We start from the raw sequence: 21,990 nt of genomic DNA on the forward strand, positions 1-21,990 counted from the left end.
CTCGAAGCGCATGCGCCGCAGGCGCGAGTCTCGAGGCCGAAACGGCGAGACACAAGGGGGCCTCAACCCCGCGACGCCGGAGGCGGCGCCAAAAACACAGCACCTTGGCGAGCAAGTCCACTTCTCACCTTGGCGAGCAAGTCCGTGCCTTCGCTGTTGCGAACCGTGCCTCGTCCACCCCGGGCACGCTGGGGATGGCCCGGCACTCGTGGCGTACGAGAGCCCCCTGACGGCGCCGTAGGCACCGCGACCCGAACCTGCACTATCCTGCTTCGCGTGGCGATATCCAAGGTCGAGCGCCTGATGAATCTGGTCATCGCGCTGCTGTCGACTCGGCAGTTCCTGACTGCGGAGCGTATCCGGGAGAGCGTCGCGGGCTATGAGGACTGTGCCAGCGACGAGGCGTTCAGCCGGATGTTCGAGCGGGACAAGAACGAGCTCCGGGATCTGGGCATACCTCTCGAGGTGGGCCCGTCCGGTCGTTTTTCGACGGTGGAGGGTTACCGGATCAACCGGGACGCCTACGAGCTGCCGGATATCGATCTGACCAGCGAGGAGTCGGCGGCGGTGGCGGTGGCTCTGCAGATGTGGGAGTCGCCGGAGCTGGCGGCGGCCGCGGCGGGGGCGCTGCTGAAATTGCGGGCGGGGGGTGTGCACGTGGAGACCGATACCGCGTTTGCGGCCATTCCGGCGGTGCCGGCGCGGACCCGTGGCTCCGAGCCGGTGCTGGGGAAGTTGCTTGCGGCGATCGATGCCGGGCAAGCGGTGCGGTTCGAGCATCGTGGTGCCAGTAACGCGCCGTTTCTGATGCGGGATGTCGAGCCGTGGGGGGTGGTGACGTGGCGGGGGCGCTGGTATCTGGTGGGGCACGACCGTGACCGGGATGCGGTGCGGACTTTCCGCTTGTCCCGGATCGGGGAGGAGATCACCGCGTACGGGCCGCGTAATGCCGTACATCCGCCGGCGGGGACGGATCTGCGGGAGATCGTGACCCGGGTGACCGGTAGTGCGCCGGTCACCGGGTCGGCGACCATCTGGGTGGCGCAGGGCCGGGGCCGGGATCTGCGCCGGATCGGCGATGTGGTGGGTAGCCGGACCATCGGTGACCGGCCGGGCAGTGTGCTCGAGGTGCCGATCCGATCGCAGCATTGGCTGACCCGGTTGATCACCGGGCTGGGCGCCGATGCGCTGGTGCTCGAACCGGCGGAGTTGCGGGCCGATGTGGTGGCGCGGTTGCGTTCGGTGATCGACCGGACGGAGGTGGCGTTGTGAGCACGCGGTTGTCGGCGCGACTGTCGCGGCTGCTGAACATGGTCCCGTATTTCGTGGCCAATCCGGGGATCAGTGCGGCGGAGGCCGCGGCCGATCTGGGGGTCACCACCAAGCAGTTGATGGCCGATCTGAATCAGCTCTGGATGTGCGGGCTGCCCGGCTACGGTCCCGGTGACCTGATCGATCTGTCCTTTTCGGAGGAGAGTGTGCAGGTCACGTTTACCGCGGGGATCGAGCGGCCGTTGCGGCTGACCTCGATCGAGGCGACGGCGGTGCTGGTGGCGCTGCGGTCGATCGTCGATCTGCCGGGCATGGTGGATCCGACCGCCGCGCATTCGGCCATCGCCAAGCTCGAGGCGGCGATCTCCGGCGCGGCGCCGGCCGCGGACGCGGGGGCCGTTCCAGTCGGTGAACTGCCCGCCGAGGCGCCGGCGGTGACCACGGTGCGGTCCGCGGTGGCGGCGCGCCGGGCGCTGCGACTGGAGTACTACTCGGCGAGCCGCGATGTGGTGTCGGACCGGGTGGTCGATCCCATCCGTATCGTCGCCGTCGACGACAACAGCTATCTGCAGGCGTGGTGCCGGGAGGCCGAGGGCGTGCGACTGTTCCGGTTCGACCGCATCGAATCGGCGGCCGAACTCGACGAACCGGCCCGCCCGCCGCGGGAGGCGCGCGATACGGAGGCGGGGCTGGATCTGTTCCAGGACGATCCCGCGGTCCCGTTGGCGCGGCTGTTGATCGCCGCCGACCACGGCTGGGTGCTGGACCAGTATCCGATGCACCGGGTGGCGGTGCGCGCCGCCGGGAGTATCGAGGCGACCATGCGTTTCGCCACACTGGACTGGATGGCGCGGTTGGCGCTCGGGTTCGGATCCGGGGTGACCGTGCTGGGTCCGCCCGATCTGGTGGCGGCGGTCCGGGAGCGCTCCGATGCAGCCCTGGCGGCGTATGCGGCCGCGGGGCTCGACGAGCCCGCCTGACAACCGGCAGACCCGCCGCGCGCCCGCGACCACCGGATGCGGCGGTGAACGGCGGTCTACCGGCGGGTGACGTGCGGGCATCTGCCCCAGCTTGCGTTCGATGCGCCTGTCTGGGCAGGTAGCATCGGAAAGACCACAGTCTTGGGAGGTAACCACAATGGGCAGTCTGAGCATCTGGCACTGGCTGATCGTCGCGGCGCTGTTCGTGGTGTTCTTCGGCGCGAAGCGGATGCCCGACGCGGCCCGCAGTCTCGGCCGGTCGCTGCGCATCTTCAAGAGCGAAGTGAGCGAGATGCACAACGACGGCAAACCCGCCGGCACCTCGACCACGCAGCCCGCGCCGGAACTGCCGGCCGGCCGGGAGGCGGCGCCGCAGGCGACGGAGACGCGGAGCGAGTCGAAAACGCTCTGAGCCCGTATCCGCGGGTCCGGGCACACCCGGACCCCGATACGACGCTGTCGACCCGGCGCTGCCGACCGGGCCCTGACCGAATACCGGGCGGAGTATCGCCGGGGCACCGGGCAGTGCCGCAGGCCGAGCGGAGCGAGGCACGCTGATACGAGGGCATCCACACACCATGCGAATTCCGTTCGACCCCCGGCACAGCAAGCGCCGGACCAATCCCGATGGCACCATGTCTCTGGTCGACCATCTGCGGGAGTTGCGCACCCGGCTGTTGATCTCGCTGGCGGCCGTGCTGGTCACCACGATCGTGGGTTTCCTGTGGTATGCGCATTCGTTCTTCGGGCTGGAGAGCCTCGGCGAGATTCTGCGCGGTCCCTACTGTTCGCTACCCGATTCGGCGCGTGCCTCGCTGACTCCCGGCGGTGAGTGCCGCCTGCTGGCCACCGCACCGTTCGAGCAGTTCATGCTCCGGTTGAAGGTCGGCCTGACCGCCGGTGTGGTGCTGGCCTGCCCGATCTGGCTGTATCAGGCATGGGCGTTCATCACGCCGGGTCTGTATCCGAAGGAACGCAGGTACGCGGTCGGTTTCGTGGTGACCGGCTCGTTCCTGTTCGCCGGTGGCGCGGTGTTGGCCTACTGGGTCATCTCGCACGCGCTGAGTTTCCTGCTCAGTATCGGCGACAATGTGCAGATCACCGCGCTCAGCGGTTCCCAGTACTTCAGCTTCATCATTCAGCTGCTGATCATCTTCGGCGTCAGTTTCGAGACCCCGCTGCTGATCGTCGGTCTCAACCTGATCGGGGTGCTGCCGTACGAGAAGCTGAAGGCCTGGCGGCGCGGCATCATCTTCGGCCTGTTCGTGTTCGCGGCGATCGTCACCCCGCAGGACCCGTTCTCCATGCTGGCGCTGGCACTCGCGCTGACCGTGCTGTTCGAGTTCGCGGTGCAGTTCGCCCGGTTCAACGACCGGCGCCGGACCCGGATCGAGGCGCAGCAACTGGGCGCCCTCGGCGATGAGGATGCCTCGCGTATCGAGGCGCCGACCTCGGTCGATCCGGCCACACCCATTCCGTCGGCCGATACGGTGCCCGCCCCGGAGCGGACCGGTCGCCCGACCACGGACTATTCGGACACACTCTGACCGCTGCGGGTCCGTCCCCGGAAATTATCGGCGCGACCGGTGTCGGATTCCTCGATTAGTCTCGGAGCCGTGACACCGAACGCGTCGCTGACCGCCGAACTGTCCCGGTTCGCCGCCCAGCTGACATTCGAGCTGGACCCCTTCCAGCGCCAGGCCTGTACCGCCCTCGAGGAGGGGCACGGGGTACTCGTCTGTGCGCCCACCGGCGCCGGAAAGACCGTCGTCGGCGAATTTGCGGTGCATCTGGCGTTGGCGTCGGGCGGGAAATGTTTCTACACCACGCCCATCAAGGCGCTGTCGAACCAGAAGTTCGCCGATCTCACCGAGCGGTACGGCCGGGACGGGGTGGGTCTGCTCACCGGCGATCAGTCGATCAATGCCGATGCCCCGGTGGTGGTGATGACCACCGAGGTGCTGCGGAACATGATCTACGCCTCGTCCGACGCCTTGCGCTCCCTGTCCCATGTGGTGATGGACGAGGTGCACTACCTGGCCGACCGGTTCCGCGGCGCGGTCTGGGAGGAGGTGATCCTGCACCTGCCGCCGGAAGTGCGGCTGGTGAGCCTGTCGGCCACGGTGTCCAATGCCGAGGAGTTCGGCGCCTGGATGGAAACCGTGCGCGGTAACACCGCGGTGGTGGTGGACGAGACCCGGCCGGTGCCGCTGTGGCAGCACGTGATGGTCGGGCGCCGCATGTTCGACCTGTTCGACAGCGAATCGTCCGACCAGCGGGTGCTGGTCGATTCGGATCTGGTCCGCTACATCAAGCAGCGGGAGAGCGCCGATCGGATGGAAGGCTGGGGTGGTCCGCGCGGGCGGGGCGGGCCACGGCGGTTCTTCCGGCCGCTGCCCCGGCCCGAGGTCCTGGCCCGGCTCGACGAAGAGGGCCTGCTCCCCGCGATCACCTTCATTTTCAGCCGGGCCGGCTGTGACGGCGCGCTGGCCCAGTGCCTGCGCTCCGGGCTGGATCTGGGCGGCGCGGCCGATCCGGAGGTCGTCGACGCGATCATCGACAAACACACCGGTGAATTGCCGCGCGCCGATCTCGAGGTGCTCGGCTACTGGGAGTGGCGGGAGGCGCTGCACCGCGGCCTGGCCGCGCATCACGCCGGAATGCTGCCCGCGTTCCGGCACACCGTCGAGGAATTGTTCGTCAAAGGCCTGGTCCGGGCGGTGTTCGCCACCGAGACGCTGGCGCTCGGGATCAATATGCCCGCGCGCACGGTGGTGCTCGAGCGTCTGGTCAAGTTCAACGGCGAGACCCACGCCGAACTGACCCCGGGGGAGTACACCCAGCTCACCGGCCGGGCGGGCCGGCGCGGTATCGACGTGGAGGGCCACGCGGTCGTGCTGTGGCAGCCCGAGGTCGATACCAGCGCGGTCGCCGGTCTGGCCTCCACCCGCACTTATCCGCTGCGTAGTTCCTTCAAACCCGGCTACAACATGTCGATCAACCTGATCGACCGGCTCGGCGCCGAGGAAGCGCGGCTGCTGCTCGAGCGTTCCTTCGCCCAGTTCCAGGCCGACCGGTCGGTGGTCGGTCTGGTCCGCGGTATCGAACGCAACGAGAGCCAGTTGCGTAAACTCGCCGCCCAGCTCGGCGGCGAGGACGGGGACTTCCTGGAGTACTTCGGCCTGCGGGAACGGATCAAACAGCGCGAACGACAGCTCAACCACCAGACCCGTACCGACCGGCGCACTGCCGGTGTCGCCGCCCTGACCGAACTACGCCGCGGCGATGTGGTCGCCATCGGCGCCGGGCGCCGGGCGGGCCTGGCCGTGATCCTGGAACCCGACGCCACCCCCGGTGATCCGCGCCCGCTGGTGCTCACCGAGGACAAATGGGCGGGCCGGGTCTCGGTCGCCGACTTCCCGGCGCCGCCCCAGCCGCTGGGCCGGATGCGGCTGCCGCGCCGGGTGGACCATCGCACCGCGCGGACCCGCCGCGATCTCGCCTCGGCGCTGCGCAGCACCGGGATCATCGCGCCGCACCGCCCCCGCCGGGACAAACGGGCCGCGGGTGCCGACGATCCCGAACTGGGCGCCCTGCGCCGGGCGCTGCGGGCCCATCCCGCCCACACCCGGCCTGATCGGGAGCAGCTGGCCCGGTTCGGGGAGCGCTACAACCGGGTGGCGCGAGAGACCGAGTCGATGCGGCAGAAGGTCGCGACGACCACCAATTCACTGGCCCGCACCTTCGACCGGATCGTCGGGCTGCTCGAGGAACGCGGTTTCGTGCACCAGGGGGAGGTCACCGCGGACGGGCGGCGGCTGGCCCGCATCTACGCGGAAAGCGATCTGCTCGTGGCCGAATGTCTGCGGCAGGGGCTGTGGCGCGGACTGGGCCCGGCCGAACTGGCGGCCGTGGTGTCGATTCTGGTGTACGAATCGCGTTCGGAGGGTGGGTATCTCGGCGCTACCGGACCGACCGCGCCGATCCGCCGCGCGGTCGCCGACACCATCGCCGAGTGGTCACGGTTGCGCAACGACGAGTCCGAGCACCGGCTGGCCCCCAGCCGCGAACCGGATCTCGGGTTCGTGGGTGGTATCTACAAATGGGCCCGCGGAGACGCATTGGCGGATTCGCTGCTGGCCAGCGGCGATCAGGGCACACCGCTGTCGGCGGGGGATTTCGTGCGCTGGTGCCGGCAGGTGATCGATCTGCTCGACCAGATCCACACCACCGCAGACGATACCGAGGTCGCGGCCACCGCGGCCAAGGCCGTCCGGGCGATCCGGCGTGGTGTCGTCGCGGTGGACGCAGCGTGAGACCATCGATTGTGATTTGATTTCAACCGCACGCGGGGGGCTACCGTGTGTTGGACAATGCGAGTGGAGGCAACCAGATGAGCGGGCCGTACGGACCGAACGACGCCCCGGGCACCGGGGAGGGACGTAACGATCCCACCCAGGTCTGGGGTGGGCAGCAGCCGCCCGGCGCGGCGCCGCAGTGGGGGAACCAGCCGCCCGCGCAGCCCCCGGTGCCCGACCCGCAGCAGGCGCAGCCCACCCAGCAGTGGGGCAGCGATCAGGGGGGTCAGCAGTGGCAGCCCGCCCCGCCGCCGCAGCAGCAGTGGAGCCAGCCGCAGCCCCAACCGCAGCAGCCCCAGCCGCAGCAGTGGAACGACCCCAATCAGCAGCAGTGGGGGCAGCAACCCCAGCAGCCCTGGGGCGATCCGAATCAGCAGCCGCAGTGGAGTGACCCGAATCAGCAGCAGTGGGGGCAGCAGCCGCAGCAGCAGTGGGGTCAGCCGAATCAGCAGCAGTGGGCCGGTCGGCCGCAGCCGTCGGGCGGTGGTAAGAAAACCGGCGTCATCATCGGCGTGGCCGTGCTGGTGGTGGTACTCGTGGTCGGCGCGGTCGTGGGCATTCTGACCCTCACGGCCAAGGACCAGCTGGACCAGGCCGCCGTGCAGACGGGCGTGGCGCAGGTCCTCGCGGATTCCTACGGTATCGACGACGTCAAGGATGTTCAGTGCCCCGCGGGCCAGGAGGTCGCGGTGGATGCCACATTCACCTGTGATCTGAAGGTCGGTGGCGAGGCCAAGAAGGTCAACATCAAGATCACCAAGGACGACGGCACCTACGAAGTCGGCCGCCCGAGCTGATCTTCTCGCCGGACGAACCCGCCGGACGCTGCCCTCCGGCGGGTTTTCGCTGTCCCGGGCCGGTCAGGAGCAGTTCGCCAGCGCGGTGATCAGCCGCTCGACCGGGCTCTCCGCGTTGTAGGCGCGGGCGAGCTCCCGCAGCGCGTCGGTATCGGCCGGGATCGGGTGCAGAGTGTCGGGCCGGGACAGGATCACATCGGCGTCGCGCACCACCCGCACCACCGGCGCCGCCGCGTCGAGATAGTCGGCGGCCGTGCGCAATTTCGTCCGGATGCCCTGGGCCAGGTCGGCCGCGGGATCGTCGACCGCCGCCCGCAGCGCCTCGAGCGAACCGAACCTGCTGATCAGGGTGGCTGCGGTCTTCTCGCCGATCCCCGCGGCGCCCGGGAGCCCGTCCGACGAATCCCCGCGCAGCGTCGCCATATCCGCGTAGGCCGGGCCCGCGTTCTGCTCCGGAACGCCGTATTTCGCCGCGACCTCCACCGGCCCGAACAACTCGGCCTTGGCCAGCCCGCGGCCCGCGTACAGCACCCGCACCGGCGGTTCGGGGGTATCGCGGACCAGCTGCAGCAGATCCCGGTCGCCGCTGACGACGATCACCGGGTCGGTGAGTTCGGTGGAGGCCAGGGTGCCCAGTACATCGTCGGCTTCCAGGCCCTCCGCGCCGGCCGTGGCGATACCGGCGGCGGCCAGCACCTCGAGGATCATGTCGACCTGCGGAGTCAGCCGGTCCGGTACTTCCTCGGCGCCCGGTGCGGCCGTGGCGGAGGTGTCGAGACGATGGGCCTTGTAGGTGGGCACCAGATCCACTCTGAACTTCGGCCGCCAGTCCAGGTCCAGGCACACCACGAGCCGGGCGGGGCGATGCCTGGTGACGAGGGAGGCGACCATATCGGTGAACCCGCGCAGGGCGTTCACCGACCGGCCGTCGGACGCGGTGAGCTTGTCCGGGATCGCGTAGAAGGCCCGGAACCACAGACTCGCGCCGTCCAGCAGCAGCAGGGGACGCGGCGTGGATTCGGTCGTAGTCACCCGGTGAATCTACAAGGACCCACCGACGTATCCGATGTGCCGCCCCCCGGGTGCGAGGTAGGTTCGAGGTCATGAGCGCGCACACGGAGTCACGGTTCGCGGCGGAGGTCTACGGGCAGCGATTGGAGCGGGCGGTCCAGTTGATCCGCGACGCCCATCTCGACGCCCTGCTCATCACCCCCGGCCCGGACCTGCGGTACCTCATCGGATCGGCGGCCCAGTCATTCGAACGGCTGACCTGTCTGGTGATCACCTCCGACAAGGCCACCCCCTCGGTGGTGATCCCGAAACTGGAGGTGTCGGCACTGCAGGAGTCCGCGGTCGACGAACTCGGCCTGCGGGTCCTGGACTGGGTGGACGGGGTGGATCCGTATCAGCTGGTCCGGTCGGCGCTGCACATCGGCTCCCGCGTCGCGGTGGCCGATTCCATGCCCGCGCTGCATCTACTGCCGCTGGCGCACAGTTTCAGCGGGCTCCCGGTCTCGGCGACCCCGGTACTGCGCGAATTGCGCATGATCAAGGACGACGCCGAGATCGCGGCGCTGCGCCGGGCGGGCGCGGCCATCGACCGGGTGCACGCCCGGATGGGGGAGTTCCTGCGGGTCGGGCGGACCGAAGCCGAGGTCGGTAGGGACATCACCGACGCCATCGTGGCCGAAGGCCATACCGAGGCCGCGTTCGTGATCGTGGGCAGTGGGCCCAACGGCGCCAACCCGCACCATGAGGTATCGGAGCGCCGAATCGAGGCCGGTGACGTGGTGGTGATCGATATCGGCGGCCCGGTGGAGCCCGGTTACTACTCCGATTCCACCCGGACCTATGTGCTGGGCGACGCCGATCCGGAGATCGCCGCGCGCTGCGCCGAACTGGAACGCGCCCAGGCCGCCGCCGTGGCCGCCGTGCGGCCCGGTGTCCGCGCCGAAACCGTGGACGCGGCCGCCCGCGAACCGCTGGAAGCCGCCGGATTCGGACCCGCGTTCGTCCACCGGACCGGGCACGGGATCGGCCTGTCGGTGCACGAGGAGCCCTATATCGTCGCGGGCAACGACCTGGAACTGCGGCCGGGTATGGCGTTCAGTATCGAACCCGGGATCTACTTCCCGGGCGAATGGGGCGCCCGGATCGAGGACATCGTGGTCGTCACCGAGGACGGCTGTGTGGCGATGAACGAGCGCCCGCACGGGCTGACCGTCCTGCCGGCCGGCGGCTAGCCGGCCCGGCGTTCAGGCCTCGCGCAACCGGACCCCGCACAGCACCCGCCGGACCTCGATGGCCAGCACCACCCGGGTCGGGTTCTCCCGTGGCACCCGGTAGCGCTCGGCATAGCGCCGTTCGGCTTCCCGGACGGCGGCCGGATCGTCGAGGACGACCGCCGGACCCTCCAGGGTCAGCCAGCGCGCACCGTCCACCTGGCCGACGGCGGCGTAACCCGAACGCCGCACATTACGGGCCTTCACCGAAGCACCGTCGGTGATGACCCGGGCCAGCCCGGCGTCGGGGTCCCAGGTGAACCCCACCGGCACCATGTGCGGGGTGCCGTCGGCCCGCAGAGTCGTGAGCGTCGCCAGATGCCGTTCGGTGAGGAACTCGACGGCCGCCGGGGACAATTCGGCAGTACGCAGCGTCATGGATCGACCGTAGCGGGTCGCCGCGCGCGCCCGGCACGTCTCCCGGTTCCGCACCTCGCCGTGTGCGGATGACAGACTGAGCGCATGGTTGTGCGTCGAACACGAGGGATCGACCCGGGCACGGTGCTGGTGCTGGGTGGACGCAGTGAGATCGGTCTGCAGGTGGCGCTGCGGCTCGCGCCCGGGCGGGCGGTGGTGCTGGCCGCGCGGCGCTGCGAGGATCTGGACGCCGAGACCGCGGCGCTCACCGCCGCCGGCGCGACCGCGGTGCATCCGGTGGAGTTCGACGCCGACGACACCGCGGGCCATCCCGCCCTGCTCGGCAAGATCGCCGCCGACTACGGGCCGATCGGGGTCGCGGTGCTGGCCTTCGGGGTGCTGGGCGACCAGTCCCGCGCCGAGGCCGACCCCGCCCACGCGCTGGCGGTGGTACACACCGACTACACCGCCCAGATCAGCGTGCTGACCGTCCTGGCCAACGAGATGCGGTCCCGGGGCAGCGGTCAGCTGGTCGTGTTCAGTTCGGTGGCCGGGGTTCGAGTGCGGCGCGCGAACTACGTCTACGGCTCCGCCAAGGCCGGATTGGACGGGTTCGCCTCCGGGCTGGCCGATGCGCTGCACGGGAGCGGGGTCCAGCTGCTGCTGGCGCGGCCGGGCTTCGTGGTGGGCAAGATGACCGAGGGGATGACCCCGGCGCCGTTCTCCAGCACGCCGGACCAGGTGGCCGCCGCGGTGGTGACCGCGCTGGGCCGCCGCTCGGCACGGGTGTGGATCCCGGGGATTTTGCGGCCGGTGTTCTTCGGCATGCGCCTGCTGCCGCAGGCCGTCTGGCGGCGGCTGCCCCGGTGACCGCCGACCCCGCGCTCTCCTGGGCGGGGCACCCGATTCCGGTGGTGGGTATCGGCGCCGACGGCTGGGCGGGGCTACCCGACCGGTCCCGGCAGGTCCTGCGCGACTGCGCGGTGCTGTTCGGTTCGACGCGCCAGCTGGCGTTGCTCCCCGGCGAGGTGACCGCGCGGCGGGAACCGTGGCCGTCACCGCTGGTTCCCGCGCTGCCCGGGCTGCTGGCCGAGTATCGGGAAACCCGCCTCGGGGTAGTCGCCAGCGGCGATCCCATGTTCTACGGGATCGGTGTCACCCTCGCCCGGCTGCTCGGGCCCGGCGCGCTGCGGGTGTTCCCGCAACCGTCGGCGGCCTCGCTGGCGTGTGCCCGGCTGGGCTGGCCGGTGGCCGAGGTGGGGATCGTCAGCGTGGTCGGCCGGCCGCTGGAGCGGTTGCTGCCCGAACTGGCCGACGGGCGGCGGCTCCTCGTGCTCAGTGCCGACGCGAGTACGCCGGGACGAATCGCGGAGTTGCTGCGCCGCAACGCGTTCGGTCCCTCCGCGCTGACCGTGCTGGAACAACTGGGCGGACCCACCGAACGCATGGTCTCCGGAACCGCCGCCACCTGGCGGGAGCCCGCGGGCGACCCCCTCAATATCGTGGCCGTCACCGCGGCGGGCGAACCCGGGCGCACCCGCCTCACCCGGTTGCCCGGCCTGCCGGACGACGCCTACGGCGGGGACGGGCAGCTCACCAAGACCGAGATCCGGGCGCTCACCCTGGCGGCCCTCGCTCCCGGGCCCGGGGAAACACTGTGGGATATCGGTGGCGGTTCGGGCAGTATCGCCATCGAATGGTGCCGCACCGATCCCGCCTGCCGGGCGGTCACGTTCGAGATCCTGGCGCGGCGCCGGGCGCAGATCGCCGCCAATGCCGTCGCGCTCGGCGTACCCGGTATCGAGGTGCGCGGCGAGGCGGTGGCCGAACTCGCCGGGGACGCGGTGGCCGGCGATCCCGACGCGATCTTCCTCGGTGGCGGACTCACCACACCCGCGCTGTTCGAGCACTGCTGGTCCCGATTGCCCGCCGGCGGCCGGCTGGTGGCGAACGCGGTCACCGCGGAATCGGAGGCGCTGCTGCTGGACTGGTCCGCGGCGCACGGCGGCGGTCTGCGCCGCTTCCAGGTGTACCGCGGGGAACCGCTGGGGCGCTTCACCACATGGCGGCCCCAGCTACCGGTGGCCCAATGGTCGGTGGTGAAGGGCCGGGCCGGCGGGACTTCCCGTATGTGACAACACGAATGGACGAATCGGGCATTGGGAGTAAGGTCACGGGGGTCCTAGCGCGGGTCACGCGGATTCGCGCGCGACGGGGAGATGTGATAGTGAAATACAAGAAGTTCGCCGCGACCGCGATCATGGCGGCGGCGGCCACCGGTATCGCCGCGGGCACGGGCTACGCGGCGCCCGCTCCGACGGCGCCCGCTGTCGAGCAGCAGCAGAACGCGGTTCCGGAGGTCACCGGGCACGATCGGGGCGTGGACTACACCCTGGCACTGGCCGAGGCCGGAAAGTCGCTGGTCACCACGGTTTCCGGCGGTGCGTTCAGCCTCGACGCCGCCAACGACGCGGTGGTGCTGAGCAATGCCGCCGGGGAGCGGCTGACCAGTATCCCGCTCACCCAGGCCACCAATGGCCAGGTGGTCGCGGTCGCCGCCACCATCGACGAGGGCAACAGCCGGCTGACGCTGACCCCGCGGGCCACTCCGGTCGCGGGCGCGCCGTCGCAGGCGCAGTTCATCGGGGCCCAGCAGTGGTTCATGAGCGAACTGCAGGCGGCCTCGCTGGGTGCGGCCGTGGGTGCCGCCATCGGTGCGGCGATCGGATTCCTGTTCCTGGGTGTCGGTGTGATCCCGGGCGCCATCATCGGCGCGGGTATCGGCCTCGCGGTCGCGGGCGGGCCGCCGCTGCTGGATTCGGCCATCGCCTACTTCAGCGGCCAGCCCTGAGAATTCTGCTGCTGGGCGGCACCGGGGAAGCCCGGGAACTGGCCCGGCTGCTCACCGGCGAGCGAGAACACGAGATCGTGTCCTCGCTCGCCGGTCGGGTTTCCGAGCCGATCCGGCCCGCGGGCGAGGTACGGATCGGCGGATTCGGCGGTGCCGAGGGGCTGCGCGAATGGCTGGCGGACAACCGGACGGAACTCGTCGTCGACGCCACCCATCCCTTCGCCGAGAAGATCACCGCCAATGCCGCGCAGGCCACCGCGCGACTCGGACTGCCCATGATCCGGTTGAGCCGTCCGGGCTGGACCGCCGGCCCCGGCGACCGCTGGTACCGGGTCCCCGATCTGGCCGCCGCCGCGGACACCGCCGCCGGACTGGGGGACCGGATACTGCTCACCATCGGCCGTCAGGGGGTGGCGGCCTTCGCCGGCCATGCCCGGCCCTGGTTTCTGATCCGTGCCATCGACCCGCCCGCGGACGAACTTCCCCCGAGGCACGAAATCATCTTGGCCCGAGGGCCTTTCACGGTCGCCGAAGAATCCGAACTGCTGACCCGGCACCGGATCGATGTCCTGGTCACCAAAGACAGCGGGGGTACGGCGACCGCCGCGAAGCTCACCGCCGCGCGCACCGCGGGCATTCCGGTGGTGGTCGTGGACCGTCCACCCGTGCCGTCCGGTGTCAGGGTGGTGGCCACGGTCGGGGAAGCGCGAGAAATACTGTCCGGGTGGGCCGCCGGGGGCCGTGGTGGGCGGCCGGGCGGAACGCGCTGATCGATCTCGGGCCCGCTTCCGGACGGTACCCGGTCCGGCCGGATTGCTCGGCGCGGTCGGCCGTTCCACCCCGCGGTCGGCGGAATCCGCCGGTCGGCGCCGTTCAGCGGGTCCGCGCCGTCACCGTTCGGGTTCGGCTTCCGATCACGGGTCGCTGCGAAGGCCGGCGCGAGAGCGGTAGCGCGCCTTCAGGAGCCGAGCAGTTCGGGTAGCCGGTCGAACCAGTCCAGGACCGCGCGCTCGTATCCGATACCGAATTCCAGCGTCGCCCGGGTGTGCGGGGACAGATCCGGGCCCGCTTCCTCGGCGCGGTAGCGGTCCAGCCGTTCCTGGTGCACCTTGCGGGCGTTGTCGATGATCGAGGCCAGATGCGCCGGTTCGAGGTGACCGCCGAAATGCAGGGTGAGCAGCAGCGGGAACCGGATGGTCTCCGGGCTCGGGTCGCGTGCGATCCACTCGGCGAATGCGGCGCGGCCTGCCTCGGTGATGCGGTACGGAGTGCGTTCGCGGGCACCGGTTTCGCCCTTGACGACCAGGCCCGCCGAATCCATGGCGGCGAGTTCCCGGTAGACCTGGCTTTGTGTGATGGTCCAGAAATCGCCGATGCGGTCCTGGGCCAGTGTCACCAGGTCCCAGCCCGACATCGGCCCCTCATGCAGAAAACCCAGAAGTGAGGCGGCCGTGGAGTTCAGCGGCCGCTTCTGTTTGCCGTTCACCACGTGTCCTTCCACCGTCGCTATTCCATAGTGGAATGCTATCGGATGGGTTCGGCTCAGGCGTGGTAGCGCCGTGCGGTGTAGACCCGCGGTGCGCCGGCGCCGGCGACGACCGCGGTGGTGGAGGCGCCGATTATCAGCAGGGTCCGCATATCGACCTCGGCGGGTTCCAGTTCGCCCAGCGTCACCACCCGCACCGATTCGCCCGGGCCTCCCACATCGCGGCCGAGGACCACCGGGGTGTCCGGTGCGCGGTGGGCCAGCAGGATGTCCTTCATCGCGCCCACCTGCCAGGTGCGTTTACTCGAGGCCGGGTTGTAGACGGCGATGGCCATATCGGCCGCGGCCACCGCCGCCAGGCGCCGGGCCACCACGTCCCACGGTTTGAGGCGGTCGGACAGGGAGATCGTGGCGTAGTCGTGTCCGAGCGGGGCGCCGACGCGGCTGGCCACCGCGTTCGCCGCCGTCATCCCGGGTAGTACCCGCACCGGCACCCCCGCCCACTGCGGGTCCGCGGATTCCTCCAGGACGGCCGCGGCCATCGCGAACACCCCCGGATCGCCCGAGGAGACCACGGCGACCCGCCCGCCGCGGCGGGCGAGGTCCAGCGCCATGGCGGCGCGTTCGGATTCGACCCGGTTGTCGCTGCTGTGCCGCCGCTGACCGGGGCGGGCCGGGACGCGGTCGATATAGGTGGTGTAGCCGACGAGGTCGGTGGCGGCGGCGAGCGCGGCGGAGACCTCCGGGGTGGTCCAGCGCGTATCGCCCGGGCCCAGGCCGACGACCACCACCTCTCCGGCGCCCGTGGCGCCGCTCGGCGCGGCGCTCTCGGCCGCCGGGGTGCTCGCCGCGCGGGTCACCGGTTCGGTGGCTGCCGGGCCCCGGCGGGCGGGGACCGGGGTGGTCGGTTCGGGGCCCGGGACGAGGGCGATCGCGAAATACGGGACCTGGGCGTCGTCCACTTCGCCGGCGGGGAGCACCCGCTCGCGCCCGGTGCTGGCCCGTTCGACGTAGTAGGCGCGGTCGAGGCGGCCGGAGTCGGCGAGCGCTGTGCGGACGGCCGGGTAGGTGCGGCCGAGTTTCATGATCGCGGCGGCCTCGCTGTCGGCGAGGCGGCGGGTGAGTTCGTCGGCGGGCAGGGTCGCGGGTAATACCGTCAGTACCTGCTCACCCTCCACCAGCGGAGTGGCCAGGGCCGCCGACGCGGCGCTCACCGAGGTGATCCCGGGGACGATCTCCGCCTCGAACCGGTCGGCCAGCCGCCGGTGCATATGCATATAGGAGCTGTAGAAAAGCGGGTCCCCGGCGGCCAGCAGCGCCACCGACCGTCCCGCCGCCAGATGCGCGGCCAGCCGTTCGGCCGCCGCGGCGTAGAACTCGTCGATCGCGCCCTGGTAACCGCCGGGATGATCGGTGGTCTCGGTGGTGACCGGGTAGATCAGGTGTTCCTCGAGCTGGCCCGGCCGCAGGTACGGTTCGGCGATACCGCGCGAGATACTGCGGCCGTGCCGGGCACTGTGGAACGCGATCACATCGGCCGCGGCGATCACCCGGGCCGCCTTCACCGTCACCAGTTCCGGATCGCCCGGGCCCAGCCCGACCCCCCAGAGCTTTCCCGTAGCCACCGTCATTCCACTTCGCTCGCAATCGCATTCAGGGCGGACGCGGTGATGGCGCTGCCGCCGCGCCGGCCGCGCACCGTCAGATACTCCACGCCCGTGCTCGCGGCGAGCGCGTCCTTCGATTCGGCCGCGCCGACGAAGCCCACCGGGATACCGAGCACGGCGGCCGGTTTCGGGGCGCCTGCGGCGATCATGTCCAGCAGGTGGAACAGCGCGGTCGGCGCATTGCCGATGGCCACCACCGCGCCGTCGAGCCGCTCCCGCCACAACTCCAGTGCCGCCGCCGACCGGGTGGTCCCGAGTTCGGCCGCCAGCTCCGGCACCCGGGGGTCCCGCAGCAGGCACAGCACCTCGTTGTCCGCGGGCAGCCGGGTCCGGGTGACTCCCGACGCGACCATGTTCGCATCGCACAGAATCGGCGCGCCGGCGCGCAGTGCGGCCCGCGCCGCGGCCACCACGCCCGGGGTGAACAGCACGTCCCCGGCCAGGTCGACCTGGCCGCAGCCGTGGATCATCCGCACGACGACCTGCGCGATATCGGCCGGGAACCGGTCCAGCTCGGCCTCGGCTCGGATGATCGCGAACGACCGGCGGTAGATCTCGGCCGCGTCGGTGACGTAGCTGGTGCGCGTGTCGGGCATGCGGACACCCTATGCCGGGCCGAGCGCACCGGGCCGGTGCGGGTGGGCCTCGGTCACCGGGGTACCCGGGTCACAGCGGGGCCGCCGCCCACCAGTGATCGACGATCTCCTGCCCGGTGTGGTGCGGCCACGAGATATCGAGGACGACCCGGGCCGGGTCGTCGAAGGACACCGTGAGCAGACCGGTACCGAGGTAGTCGCTCCAGCGCATTCCGCCCGGCCCCGGAGGGACGTGTGTCCACGCGTGTTCCCGGGTGGTGTCGTTGTCGATATCGGTGGCGAAGGTGGCGTCGCGGCGCGGATCGCCGCGCCGGAAGGACCGGACGTAGTAGGTGAGGCCGTCGTCCTGGGTGCATTCCAGGGCGGGCGCGCCGCTGTTGTTCAGGACATCGAGATCGACGCAGCGTACGCCCCGGTAGCCGGTATCGGCCGGGGTGGCCCAATGCTACCGGAGCGGCACCCGTCTCCCCGGCGGAGCGACCGGGATTACGCGGTCCCGCCGGCACCGCCCCGCGGGCGCGGACCGATCTGGTCGAGCAGATCGTTGACCTCGTCCGGGAAACCATTGGTGACCTGCCGCGGTGTCTTGTTCGGGAAGCGGCGCGCGACATGCTCTTCGGCCGCCGAACCGGGTAGCACGTACACCGGCTCGGTCTTGCTCTGCAGTGGCCGGACCACCTCGTCGAGGTGGGCTCGGCGATCGTCGAGGTAGGCGCCGATCACGTCCTCGCCGGCCGGGCACACGGCCATGCAGTAGCCGGCCTTGTAGTTCGGTTTGAACGACAGGCTCTGCCACATCGAGAACGATTCCCCGGTCGTGACCCGCTGCCGGTATTCGTCGCGGTCGGCGCTGTCGGCGACGGTCTCCGCCCAATCGGTGAAGCCGCCCATGAATTCCCGGTAGTTGTGCGTGTAGCACGCCTGGAAATCGAAACCTCCGTCCGGGGTGATCGCTCCCACCGGGCAGGCGGAGACACACAGTTTGCATTCGAGGCAGGGATTGAAATCCAGCGGTGCGCTCGGGGTGTCGATCACCGCGTCGGTGACCACGGTGCCGAGCAGGACGAAATTGCCGAACCGGGGGTGGATCACATTGCGATGGATGCCCATGACGCCCAGCCCGGCGGCCTCGGCCACCACCTTGTGCGCGATCACCCAGATACGCCCGGGAAACTGCTGCACTTCCATCGGATACCCCGGCGCGGGATAGACCGCGCGATAGCCGGCGTCCTGGAGCGCGCGGGTGATCCGGCGGGACACCGCGTTGGTCTCGTCGTCGGCGTGATTGAACTCGGTATTGGCGAGACTGCGCTGCGGACTGCGCAGATTGTCCCGGTTCATCCGCACACAGAACGAGACGAATGTGCGTGCGGCGGGCAGGATCGCCCGTGCGTGCTCGAGTTCGTCGGCCACCCGCGGATCCTCGACGGCGACGAACCCCACATCATCGGCGCCGGCCGCGAGGCAGATCTCGCGGAGCCGATCGGCGGCGAGGACGGGGTCGGGTTTTTCGCGCTCACGGCCGGCCATCCGCTGGACGGTCGGATGCTGCGCCCGCCGCCGCGGGGCGGCGGGGTCGTGATCGGTATCCGGCATCGGGGCTCCTTCTCGCAACGAGATCCACGCGGGCTCACTGTGAACGACGGCGTGGGCGTGCGGAATTCATCGGTTGCCGGATCCGCCGGGCCCGGGGCGGCCGCAACGCGGGCGTCGGTGCGGATGCAACGGCACATCCGCCGCGTCGAGGCAGTACTCCCACAGCGACAGCAGGTTGCCCTCCGTATAGCGGGTGTTTCGCAGATAGTGCTCGTCACGGATACGCCGGTCGTGCCAGAAATGACCGGACAGCGGCGCCGGGGTGGTGGTGGCCAGCCAGACCGCGGTATCGGCGCCCTCGGCGGCGGTGCGCATCGCCGGGCGCAGCGCCGAGCCGAAACGGGGGAGTGCGGCGGTGATCCCGGGTGTGGCAACCCAGCCCGGAGGCATACTGTGCACGCTGACCCCGTGGTCGGCCAGGCGTCCGTCCAGCAGCGGTCCGAACGCCACCTGTATCCGCTTGGTGCGGGCGTAGGCGGTGGCGCCCCGGTATTCGCCGCGGCGATACTGCGGATCCCGGAACGGCAGCGGTTGCGTGTACATCCCGCCGGAGGCCACGAAGATGATGCGGGCGTCGCCGGAGGCGGCGAGCAGCGGGGCGAGCCGGTCGGTGAGGCGTAGCGGGCCGAGGACATGGGTGGCCAGGCTCAATTCGTGTCCGGCGGAGTTCTCGGTGCGGTCGCCGGGAAGTATTCCCGCATTGTGGACGAGTACGTCCAGCGCGTCATGGCGTTCGTGCAGGGCCCGGGCGCATGCGTCGACACTGCCGGGTTCAGCGGGATCGCATATCGCGAGTTCCACCTGGGCCTCGGGGACCGCGCCGAGGATCTGCCGGCGTGCGCGCTCGCCGCGGGCCGGGTCCCGGACCGCGAGCACAGTGCGGGCGCCCAAGGCCGCGAAGCCGGTGGCCATCGATGTGCCGATTCCCGAGGTCGCGCCGGTGACCAGGGCGGTTTTACCGAGCAAAGCGTCGGTGGGCGGATCGTCACGGGTCCAGGAGACCTTGCGCAAGTGGTAGCCGAGGCGGGTGTAGCCGGGCACTATGGCCCGGTCGAGTAGGGCGTCGACTGTACGGATCATCGGATCACACCTCGCCTCGTCTCGTCGGCACGAACTGACCGACCTCCGGAAAGCCGCTGCGGCGGCCCGTGCCGGCACACGCCGGAGGCAACCACCACATGCGCTGGACGCGGGGTCGAAACCGAGCGCGCTCGTCTCGTCGATATACCCATCGGATCGCGCGTGCCACAGGCATGACCCAGGGCCGGGACCGGTCCGGTTCGCACTTCTCGGTCATGACGCTCCTCTGCTGGGCGACCACCGGCTGCGTATGCATCGAGTATGCATCGTTTTGTGGTGGATGGCCAACCGGGTGCCACTCCGCGGTCGATCGGTCGCGCAGTCGCGAAGCGGTTCGCCGTATCCGGGATGCCGGAGGAGCGGGGTGAACGAGCGGGTGGGACCGGACTCAGCCGAGTCGCCGGACCGCCTCGGAAAGGCTCGCCAGGCGTTCGACCGCCGCCGGGAGGATGACCGCGTCCCAGCCCGGGCCGCCCACGAAGACCTGCGCGCCGGCGTCGGTCCCGGCCCGCACGCTGGAGGTCAATGCCGTCGACTCGTGCTGCGACCACAGCACCAGTTCGGCCGGCCGGTCCAGTCGCGCCAGAGTGTCGGCGAGGGCGGTGGTGGGCACATCCGCCCCGAGCATCTGCGCCCCGATTTCGAGCTCCGCCAGGGCGGCCCGCAGCACCTCGAGGGGGAGCGCGTGGGATTCGCCGCCGGTGCAGGCGAGCACGATCGGCCGCGGGCGCAGCCGGTCCGGCGGGTTGTTTCGGTGCAGCGCCGAGGTGATGCACCACGAGAGCAGATGCTCCACATCGATGCAGCCCTCGCCGCCCAGCTGGCGGGCGACGATCTCGGCGAAAGCCGGGCGGCACAGTCGTTCCCAGGTATCGATTACGCCGTAGGTCCGCAGCGCGCCGGCCAATTGCGCTGTCACCGACCGGTAGTCGAGGGCGAAGGCGGCGGTCAGCAGCGAGGACAGGTCGCCAGGGGCGACGGCCGGGGTGCGCACCGCGGCCGCGGCACCGGCGGGGGTGGCGCCGCCGCGGATGAGTCCGAGCATCCGATCGAGCTGGGTGATATCGGCTTCGGTGTACAGCCGGTGCGTGCCCGGCCGGTGGCCGGTGGGGCCGATCTCGTAGCGACGGTTCCAGCTGCGCAGGGTGGCGGTCGGGATACCGAGCCGCTCGGCGACCGCGCGGACGGTGTAGCCGGCCGCGTCGGAGGCGGAGGTGGAACCGTCGGGCATCGTCTTATTCTGCCTGTCCCGATTCGCCGGCCGGGGCGGACCCGGGACTTCGGCGTGGGCGCCGACGGCGTACGGCCGTGTTCACCGTGTCCACGTCGCGGTCAGGCCCGCCGCGCCGCACAGCAGGTCCCGGCCGGCGGCCACCGCGACGGCCTCGGTGCGCTGTGGCCGGTCGCGCGGCGTGGTGGCGCGGACCCCGGCGTCGGACAGGTCGGAGAGCACGCGGCAGCCCGTGGCCACCGGTAGGGCGACCGGGGTCGGGGCGAAGGCCGTCCCGAGCCCCGAGGCCATATCCCGGCAGGCGGTCTGCGTCGGCGCGCGGCGGGCGGAATCGTCGTCGTCCCGGCCGCACGGCCGCAGGAGCGCCGCCGGGCGGATCGCCACGGTCGGTCCGCAACACGCCGTGGCCGCTCCCATGAATCGGGCGGAACCCATGGCTACCATCGATCCTCCTGCACCGAATGGGTATGCATCGATTATGCATCTATATGGGTTAAGGTGGTCACACACCGCCGAACGCGAGGAGTTTTGGTGACAGCACATCGCGCAGTTCGCCGCACCACCGGCCTCGTGGCCGCCCTGTTGACCTTCGGTGCCCTGGCCGCCGGTGGCGCGGTCGCCCAGCCGCCGCTGCCGCCCGGCCCCGCCCCGGTCCCCGCGCTGGACCTGAACCGGTACCTCGGTGACTGGAACCAGCTCGCCGCGGTACCCCAGCCGTTCAACCTCGACTGTGCGCGCGACACCCGCGCGCAGTACACGCTCGATCCGCAGGGCACTGTCGCCGTACACAATTCCTGTACCACCTGGGCGGGCGGCCGGAACGAGATCCGCGGCACCGCGAAGGTGAACGACCCGGTGACCGGCGCGCAGTTGCACGTCAGCTTCTCCGGGGTGCCGAATCAGGACTCGCTCGACGGCCCGACGAACTACATCGTCACCGCGCTGGCCCCCGATTACTCCTGGGCGCTGGTGACCGACCCGAGCCGCCTGTCGGGTTTCGTACTGGCCCGCTCGGCCGCGCTCGACGCGCCGACCTGGGACCGGGTGAAGTCCGCCATCACCGCGGCGGGACAGACGCCCTGCATGTACCTGAGCTCGCCCACCACCGGTGGCCGCTCCGATATCACGCCGTTGTGCCTGCGCTGACCGTCGCGCCGCGGTGATCGCCGCAGGCACCCGGCTTCCGAGGGCCCGTGCGCCGCTGTTCAGCGCCGGAGTAGGGGCAGATCGCCCGCCACCTCGATTTCCAGGCCGACAGCGCGTCCGCCGTGGCGACGGAAACGGCCGAGCAGCGTGACACGCGCGAAGATCCGGAACGCCACACCGTAATTGGCGTTCATGGCACGTTTCGCGACGCGTGATCGGTGGGCGGGTAGGACATGCGGTGCCGGGCTGCCGGCCGCCGGTCGGGGTGCCGTCGAAGGTGGACCGCGCTAC

23 protein-coding genes are annotated in these 21,990 nt (G+C 70.6%); 12 read left to right on the forward strand and 11 right to left on the reverse strand.

From position 1 onward, the window contains the following. Positions 1 to 276 precede the first annotated feature (276 nt). From ACLML9_RS07780 to ACLML9_RS07805, 6 genes are all read left to right on the forward strand, one after another. Positions 277 to 1,272: a helix-turn-helix transcriptional regulator gene (locus tag ACLML9_RS07780; protein WP_411944854.1), complete on the forward strand. Its 996-nt coding sequence runs from the start codon at positions 277 to 279 to the stop codon at positions 1,270 to 1,272. Next, positions 1,269 to 2,252, forward strand: a complete 984-nt coding sequence (locus tag ACLML9_RS07785) for a helix-turn-helix transcriptional regulator (protein ID WP_411944855.1) — start codon at positions 1,269 to 1,271, stop codon at positions 2,250 to 2,252. Before ACLML9_RS07780 ends, ACLML9_RS07785 begins: the two co-directional genes overlap by 4 nt. Before the next feature lie 157 nt (positions 2,253 to 2,409). After that, positions 2,410 to 2,664, forward strand: a complete 255-nt coding sequence (tatA, locus tag ACLML9_RS07790; protein ID WP_411944856.1) for a Sec-independent protein translocase subunit TatA — start codon at positions 2,410 to 2,412, stop codon at positions 2,662 to 2,664. A gap of 166 nt (positions 2,665 to 2,830) precedes the next feature. Beyond that, positions 2,831 to 3,799 carry a twin-arginine translocase subunit TatC gene (gene tatC, locus ACLML9_RS07795; RefSeq protein ID WP_411944857.1) on the forward strand — a complete coding sequence of 323 codons (969 nt, stop codon included), beginning with the start codon at positions 2,831 to 2,833 and terminating at the stop codon, positions 3,797 to 3,799. 69 nt (positions 3,800 to 3,868) lie between these two features. Beyond that, positions 3,869 to 6,568 (forward strand): DEAD/DEAH box helicase, encoded by a 2,700-nt coding sequence (locus ACLML9_RS07800; RefSeq protein ID WP_411944858.1) that lies wholly within the window; start codon positions 3,869 to 3,871, stop codon positions 6,566 to 6,568. A 77-nt stretch (positions 6,569 to 6,645) separates the two neighbouring features. Then, on the forward strand, positions 6,646 to 7,407 hold the full coding sequence (locus ACLML9_RS07805; protein ID WP_411944859.1) for a DUF4333 domain-containing protein: 762 nt from the start codon (positions 6,646 to 6,648) through the stop codon (positions 7,405 to 7,407). A gap of 63 nt (positions 7,408 to 7,470) precedes the next feature. On the opposite strand, the gene ACLML9_RS07810 is transcribed toward ACLML9_RS07805, so the two are convergent. Beyond that, a complete protein-coding gene (locus tag ACLML9_RS07810; protein WP_411944860.1) occupies positions 7,471 to 8,439 on the reverse strand; it encodes a 5'-3' exonuclease H3TH domain-containing protein in 969 nt (322 codons plus the stop codon). Between the two features lie 71 nt (positions 8,440 to 8,510). On the opposite strand from ACLML9_RS07810, the gene ACLML9_RS07815 reads away from it, so the two are divergent. Further along, positions 8,511 to 9,650, forward strand: a complete 1,140-nt coding sequence (locus tag ACLML9_RS07815; protein WP_411944861.1) for a M24 family metallopeptidase — start codon at positions 8,511 to 8,513, stop codon at positions 9,648 to 9,650. A gap of 12 nt (positions 9,651 to 9,662) precedes the next feature. On the opposite strand, the gene ACLML9_RS07820 is transcribed toward ACLML9_RS07815, so the two are convergent. Next, complete coding sequence (locus ACLML9_RS07820) at positions 9,663 to 10,067, reverse strand: pyridoxamine 5'-phosphate oxidase family protein (RefSeq protein WP_411944862.1); 405 nt, start codon at positions 10,065 to 10,067, stop codon at positions 9,663 to 9,665. 84 nt (positions 10,068 to 10,151) lie between these two features. On the opposite strand from ACLML9_RS07820, the gene ACLML9_RS07825 reads away from it, so the two are divergent. From ACLML9_RS07825 to ACLML9_RS07840, 4 genes are all read left to right on the forward strand, one after another. Continuing rightward, positions 10,152 to 10,916 (forward strand): SDR family NAD(P)-dependent oxidoreductase, encoded by a 765-nt coding sequence (locus ACLML9_RS07825; protein ID WP_411944863.1) that lies wholly within the window; start codon positions 10,152 to 10,154, stop codon positions 10,914 to 10,916. Next, a complete protein-coding gene (gene cbiE, locus ACLML9_RS07830; protein WP_411944864.1) occupies positions 10,913 to 12,181 on the forward strand; it encodes a precorrin-6y C5,15-methyltransferase (decarboxylating) subunit CbiE in 1,269 nt (422 codons plus the stop codon). Before ACLML9_RS07825 ends, cbiE begins: the two co-directional genes overlap by 4 nt. Before the next feature lie 92 nt (positions 12,182 to 12,273). Beyond that, the gene (locus tag ACLML9_RS07835; protein ID WP_411944865.1) at positions 12,274 to 12,897 is read left to right on the forward strand and encodes a DUF6861 domain-containing protein; all 624 of its coding nucleotides are present in this window, start codon (positions 12,274 to 12,276) and stop codon (positions 12,895 to 12,897) included. Next, positions 12,894 to 13,667, forward strand: coding sequence for a cobalt-precorrin-6A reductase (locus tag ACLML9_RS07840; protein ID WP_411944893.1), 774 nt, complete (start codon positions 12,894 to 12,896; stop codon positions 13,665 to 13,667). Before ACLML9_RS07835 ends, ACLML9_RS07840 begins: the two co-directional genes overlap by 4 nt. A 188-nt stretch (positions 13,668 to 13,855) precedes the next feature. Here the strand turns inward: ACLML9_RS07840 and ACLML9_RS07845 are convergent, their stop codons facing one another. The 8 genes from ACLML9_RS07845 to ACLML9_RS07880 all read right to left on the reverse strand — a co-directional run bounded on the left by ACLML9_RS07845 (position 13,856) and on the right by ACLML9_RS07880 (position 20,997). Next, complete coding sequence (locus ACLML9_RS07845; protein ID WP_356954522.1) at positions 13,856 to 14,383, reverse strand: PadR family transcriptional regulator; 528 nt, start codon at positions 14,381 to 14,383, stop codon at positions 13,856 to 13,858. Positions 14,384 to 14,439: 56 nt separating this feature from the next. Beyond that, positions 14,440 to 16,014, reverse strand: coding sequence for a precorrin-2 C(20)-methyltransferase (locus ACLML9_RS07850; RefSeq protein ID WP_411944866.1), 1,575 nt, complete (start codon positions 16,012 to 16,014; stop codon positions 14,440 to 14,442). Beyond that, positions 16,011 to 16,646, reverse strand: a complete 636-nt coding sequence (locus tag ACLML9_RS07855; protein WP_356990867.1) for a precorrin-8X methylmutase — start codon at positions 16,644 to 16,646, stop codon at positions 16,011 to 16,013. The genes ACLML9_RS07850 and ACLML9_RS07855 overlap by 4 nt, the downstream gene beginning before the upstream one ends. A gap of 70 nt (positions 16,647 to 16,716) precedes the next feature. Beyond that, entirely contained in the window at positions 16,717 to 16,857 is a 141-nt protein-coding gene (locus tag ACLML9_RS07860) for a hypothetical protein (RefSeq protein ID WP_411944867.1), read from the reverse strand. Between the two features lie 275 nt (positions 16,858 to 17,132). Then, positions 17,133 to 18,242, reverse strand: a complete 1,110-nt coding sequence (locus tag ACLML9_RS07865) for a 4Fe-4S binding protein (RefSeq protein ID WP_411944868.1) — start codon at positions 18,240 to 18,242, stop codon at positions 17,133 to 17,135. Positions 18,243 to 18,308: 66 nt separating this feature from the next. After that, on the reverse strand, positions 18,309 to 19,322 hold the full coding sequence (locus tag ACLML9_RS07870; RefSeq protein ID WP_411944869.1) for an SDR family NAD(P)-dependent oxidoreductase: 1,014 nt from the start codon (positions 19,320 to 19,322) through the stop codon (positions 18,309 to 18,311). A 388-nt stretch (positions 19,323 to 19,710) separates the two neighbouring features. Continuing rightward, positions 19,711 to 20,553 (reverse strand): MerR family transcriptional regulator, encoded by an 843-nt coding sequence (locus ACLML9_RS07875; RefSeq protein WP_411944870.1) that lies wholly within the window; start codon positions 20,551 to 20,553, stop codon positions 19,711 to 19,713. 81 nt (positions 20,554 to 20,634) lie between these two features. Next, complete coding sequence (locus ACLML9_RS07880) at positions 20,635 to 20,997, reverse strand: hypothetical protein (protein WP_411944871.1); 363 nt, start codon at positions 20,995 to 20,997, stop codon at positions 20,635 to 20,637. Positions 20,998 to 21,084: 87 nt separating this feature from the next. Here ACLML9_RS07880 and ACLML9_RS07885 point away from each other — a divergent pair, with 87 nt between their 5' ends. Then, a complete protein-coding gene (locus tag ACLML9_RS07885; protein WP_411944872.1) occupies positions 21,085 to 21,699 on the forward strand; it encodes a lipocalin family protein in 615 nt (204 codons plus the stop codon). A gap of 59 nt (positions 21,700 to 21,758) precedes the next feature. Here the strand turns inward: ACLML9_RS07885 and ACLML9_RS07890 are convergent, their stop codons facing one another. Continuing rightward, a complete protein-coding gene (locus ACLML9_RS07890; protein WP_411944873.1) occupies positions 21,759 to 21,893 on the reverse strand; it encodes a hypothetical protein in 135 nt (44 codons plus the stop codon). Between the last annotated feature and the right edge of the window lie 97 nt (positions 21,894 to 21,990).

Source organism: Nocardia sp. NPDC002869, from assembly GCF_046764065.1.
GTDB lineage: Bacteria > Actinomycetota > Actinomycetes > Mycobacteriales > Mycobacteriaceae > Nocardia > Nocardia rhamnosiphila.

Excerpts from the sequence above, each read along its gene's own strand:
- tatA (WP_411944856.1), top strand. The coding sequence starts at position 2,410 with ATGGGCAGTCTGAGCATCTGGCACTGGCTGATCGTCGCGGCGCTGTTC.
- tatC (WP_411944857.1), top strand. The coding sequence starts at position 2,831 with ATGCGAATTCCGTTCGACCCCCGGCACAGCAAGCGCCGGACCAATCCC.
- ACLML9_RS07805 (WP_411944859.1), top strand. The coding sequence starts at position 6,646 with ATGAGCGGGCCGTACGGACCGAACGACGCCCCGGGCACCGGGGAGGGA.
- ACLML9_RS07815 (WP_411944861.1), top strand. The coding sequence starts at position 8,511 with ATGAGCGCGCACACGGAGTCACGGTTCGCGGCGGAGGTCTACGGGCAG.
- ACLML9_RS07820 (WP_411944862.1), bottom strand. The coding sequence starts at position 10,067 with ATGACGCTGCGTACTGCCGAATTGTCCCCGGCGGCCGTCGAGTTCCTC.
- ACLML9_RS07825 (WP_411944863.1), top strand. The coding sequence starts at position 10,152 with ATGGTTGTGCGTCGAACACGAGGGATCGACCCGGGCACGGTGCTGGTG.
- ACLML9_RS07850 (WP_411944866.1), bottom strand. The coding sequence starts at position 16,014 with ATGACGGTGGCTACGGGAAAGCTCTGGGGGGTCGGGCTGGGCCCGGGC.
- ACLML9_RS07855 (WP_356990867.1), bottom strand. The coding sequence starts at position 16,646 with ATGCCCGACACGCGCACCAGCTACGTCACCGACGCGGCCGAGATCTAC.
- ACLML9_RS07860 (WP_411944867.1), bottom strand. The coding sequence starts at position 16,857 with ATGCGCTGGAGCGACTACCTCGGTACCGGTCTGCTCACGGTGTCCTTC.
- ACLML9_RS07865 (WP_411944868.1), bottom strand. The coding sequence starts at position 18,242 with ATGCCGGATACCGATCACGACCCCGCCGCCCCGCGGCGGCGGGCGCAG.
- ACLML9_RS07870 (WP_411944869.1), bottom strand. The coding sequence starts at position 19,322 with ATGATCCGTACAGTCGACGCCCTACTCGACCGGGCCATAGTGCCCGGC.
- ACLML9_RS07875 (WP_411944870.1), bottom strand. The coding sequence starts at position 20,553 with ATGCCCGACGGTTCCACCTCCGCCTCCGACGCGGCCGGCTACACCGTC.
- ACLML9_RS07880 (WP_411944871.1), bottom strand. The coding sequence starts at position 20,997 with ATGGTAGCCATGGGTTCCGCCCGATTCATGGGAGCGGCCACGGCGTGT.
- ACLML9_RS07890 (WP_411944873.1), bottom strand. The coding sequence starts at position 21,893 with ATGAACGCCAATTACGGTGTGGCGTTCCGGATCTTCGCGCGTGTCACG.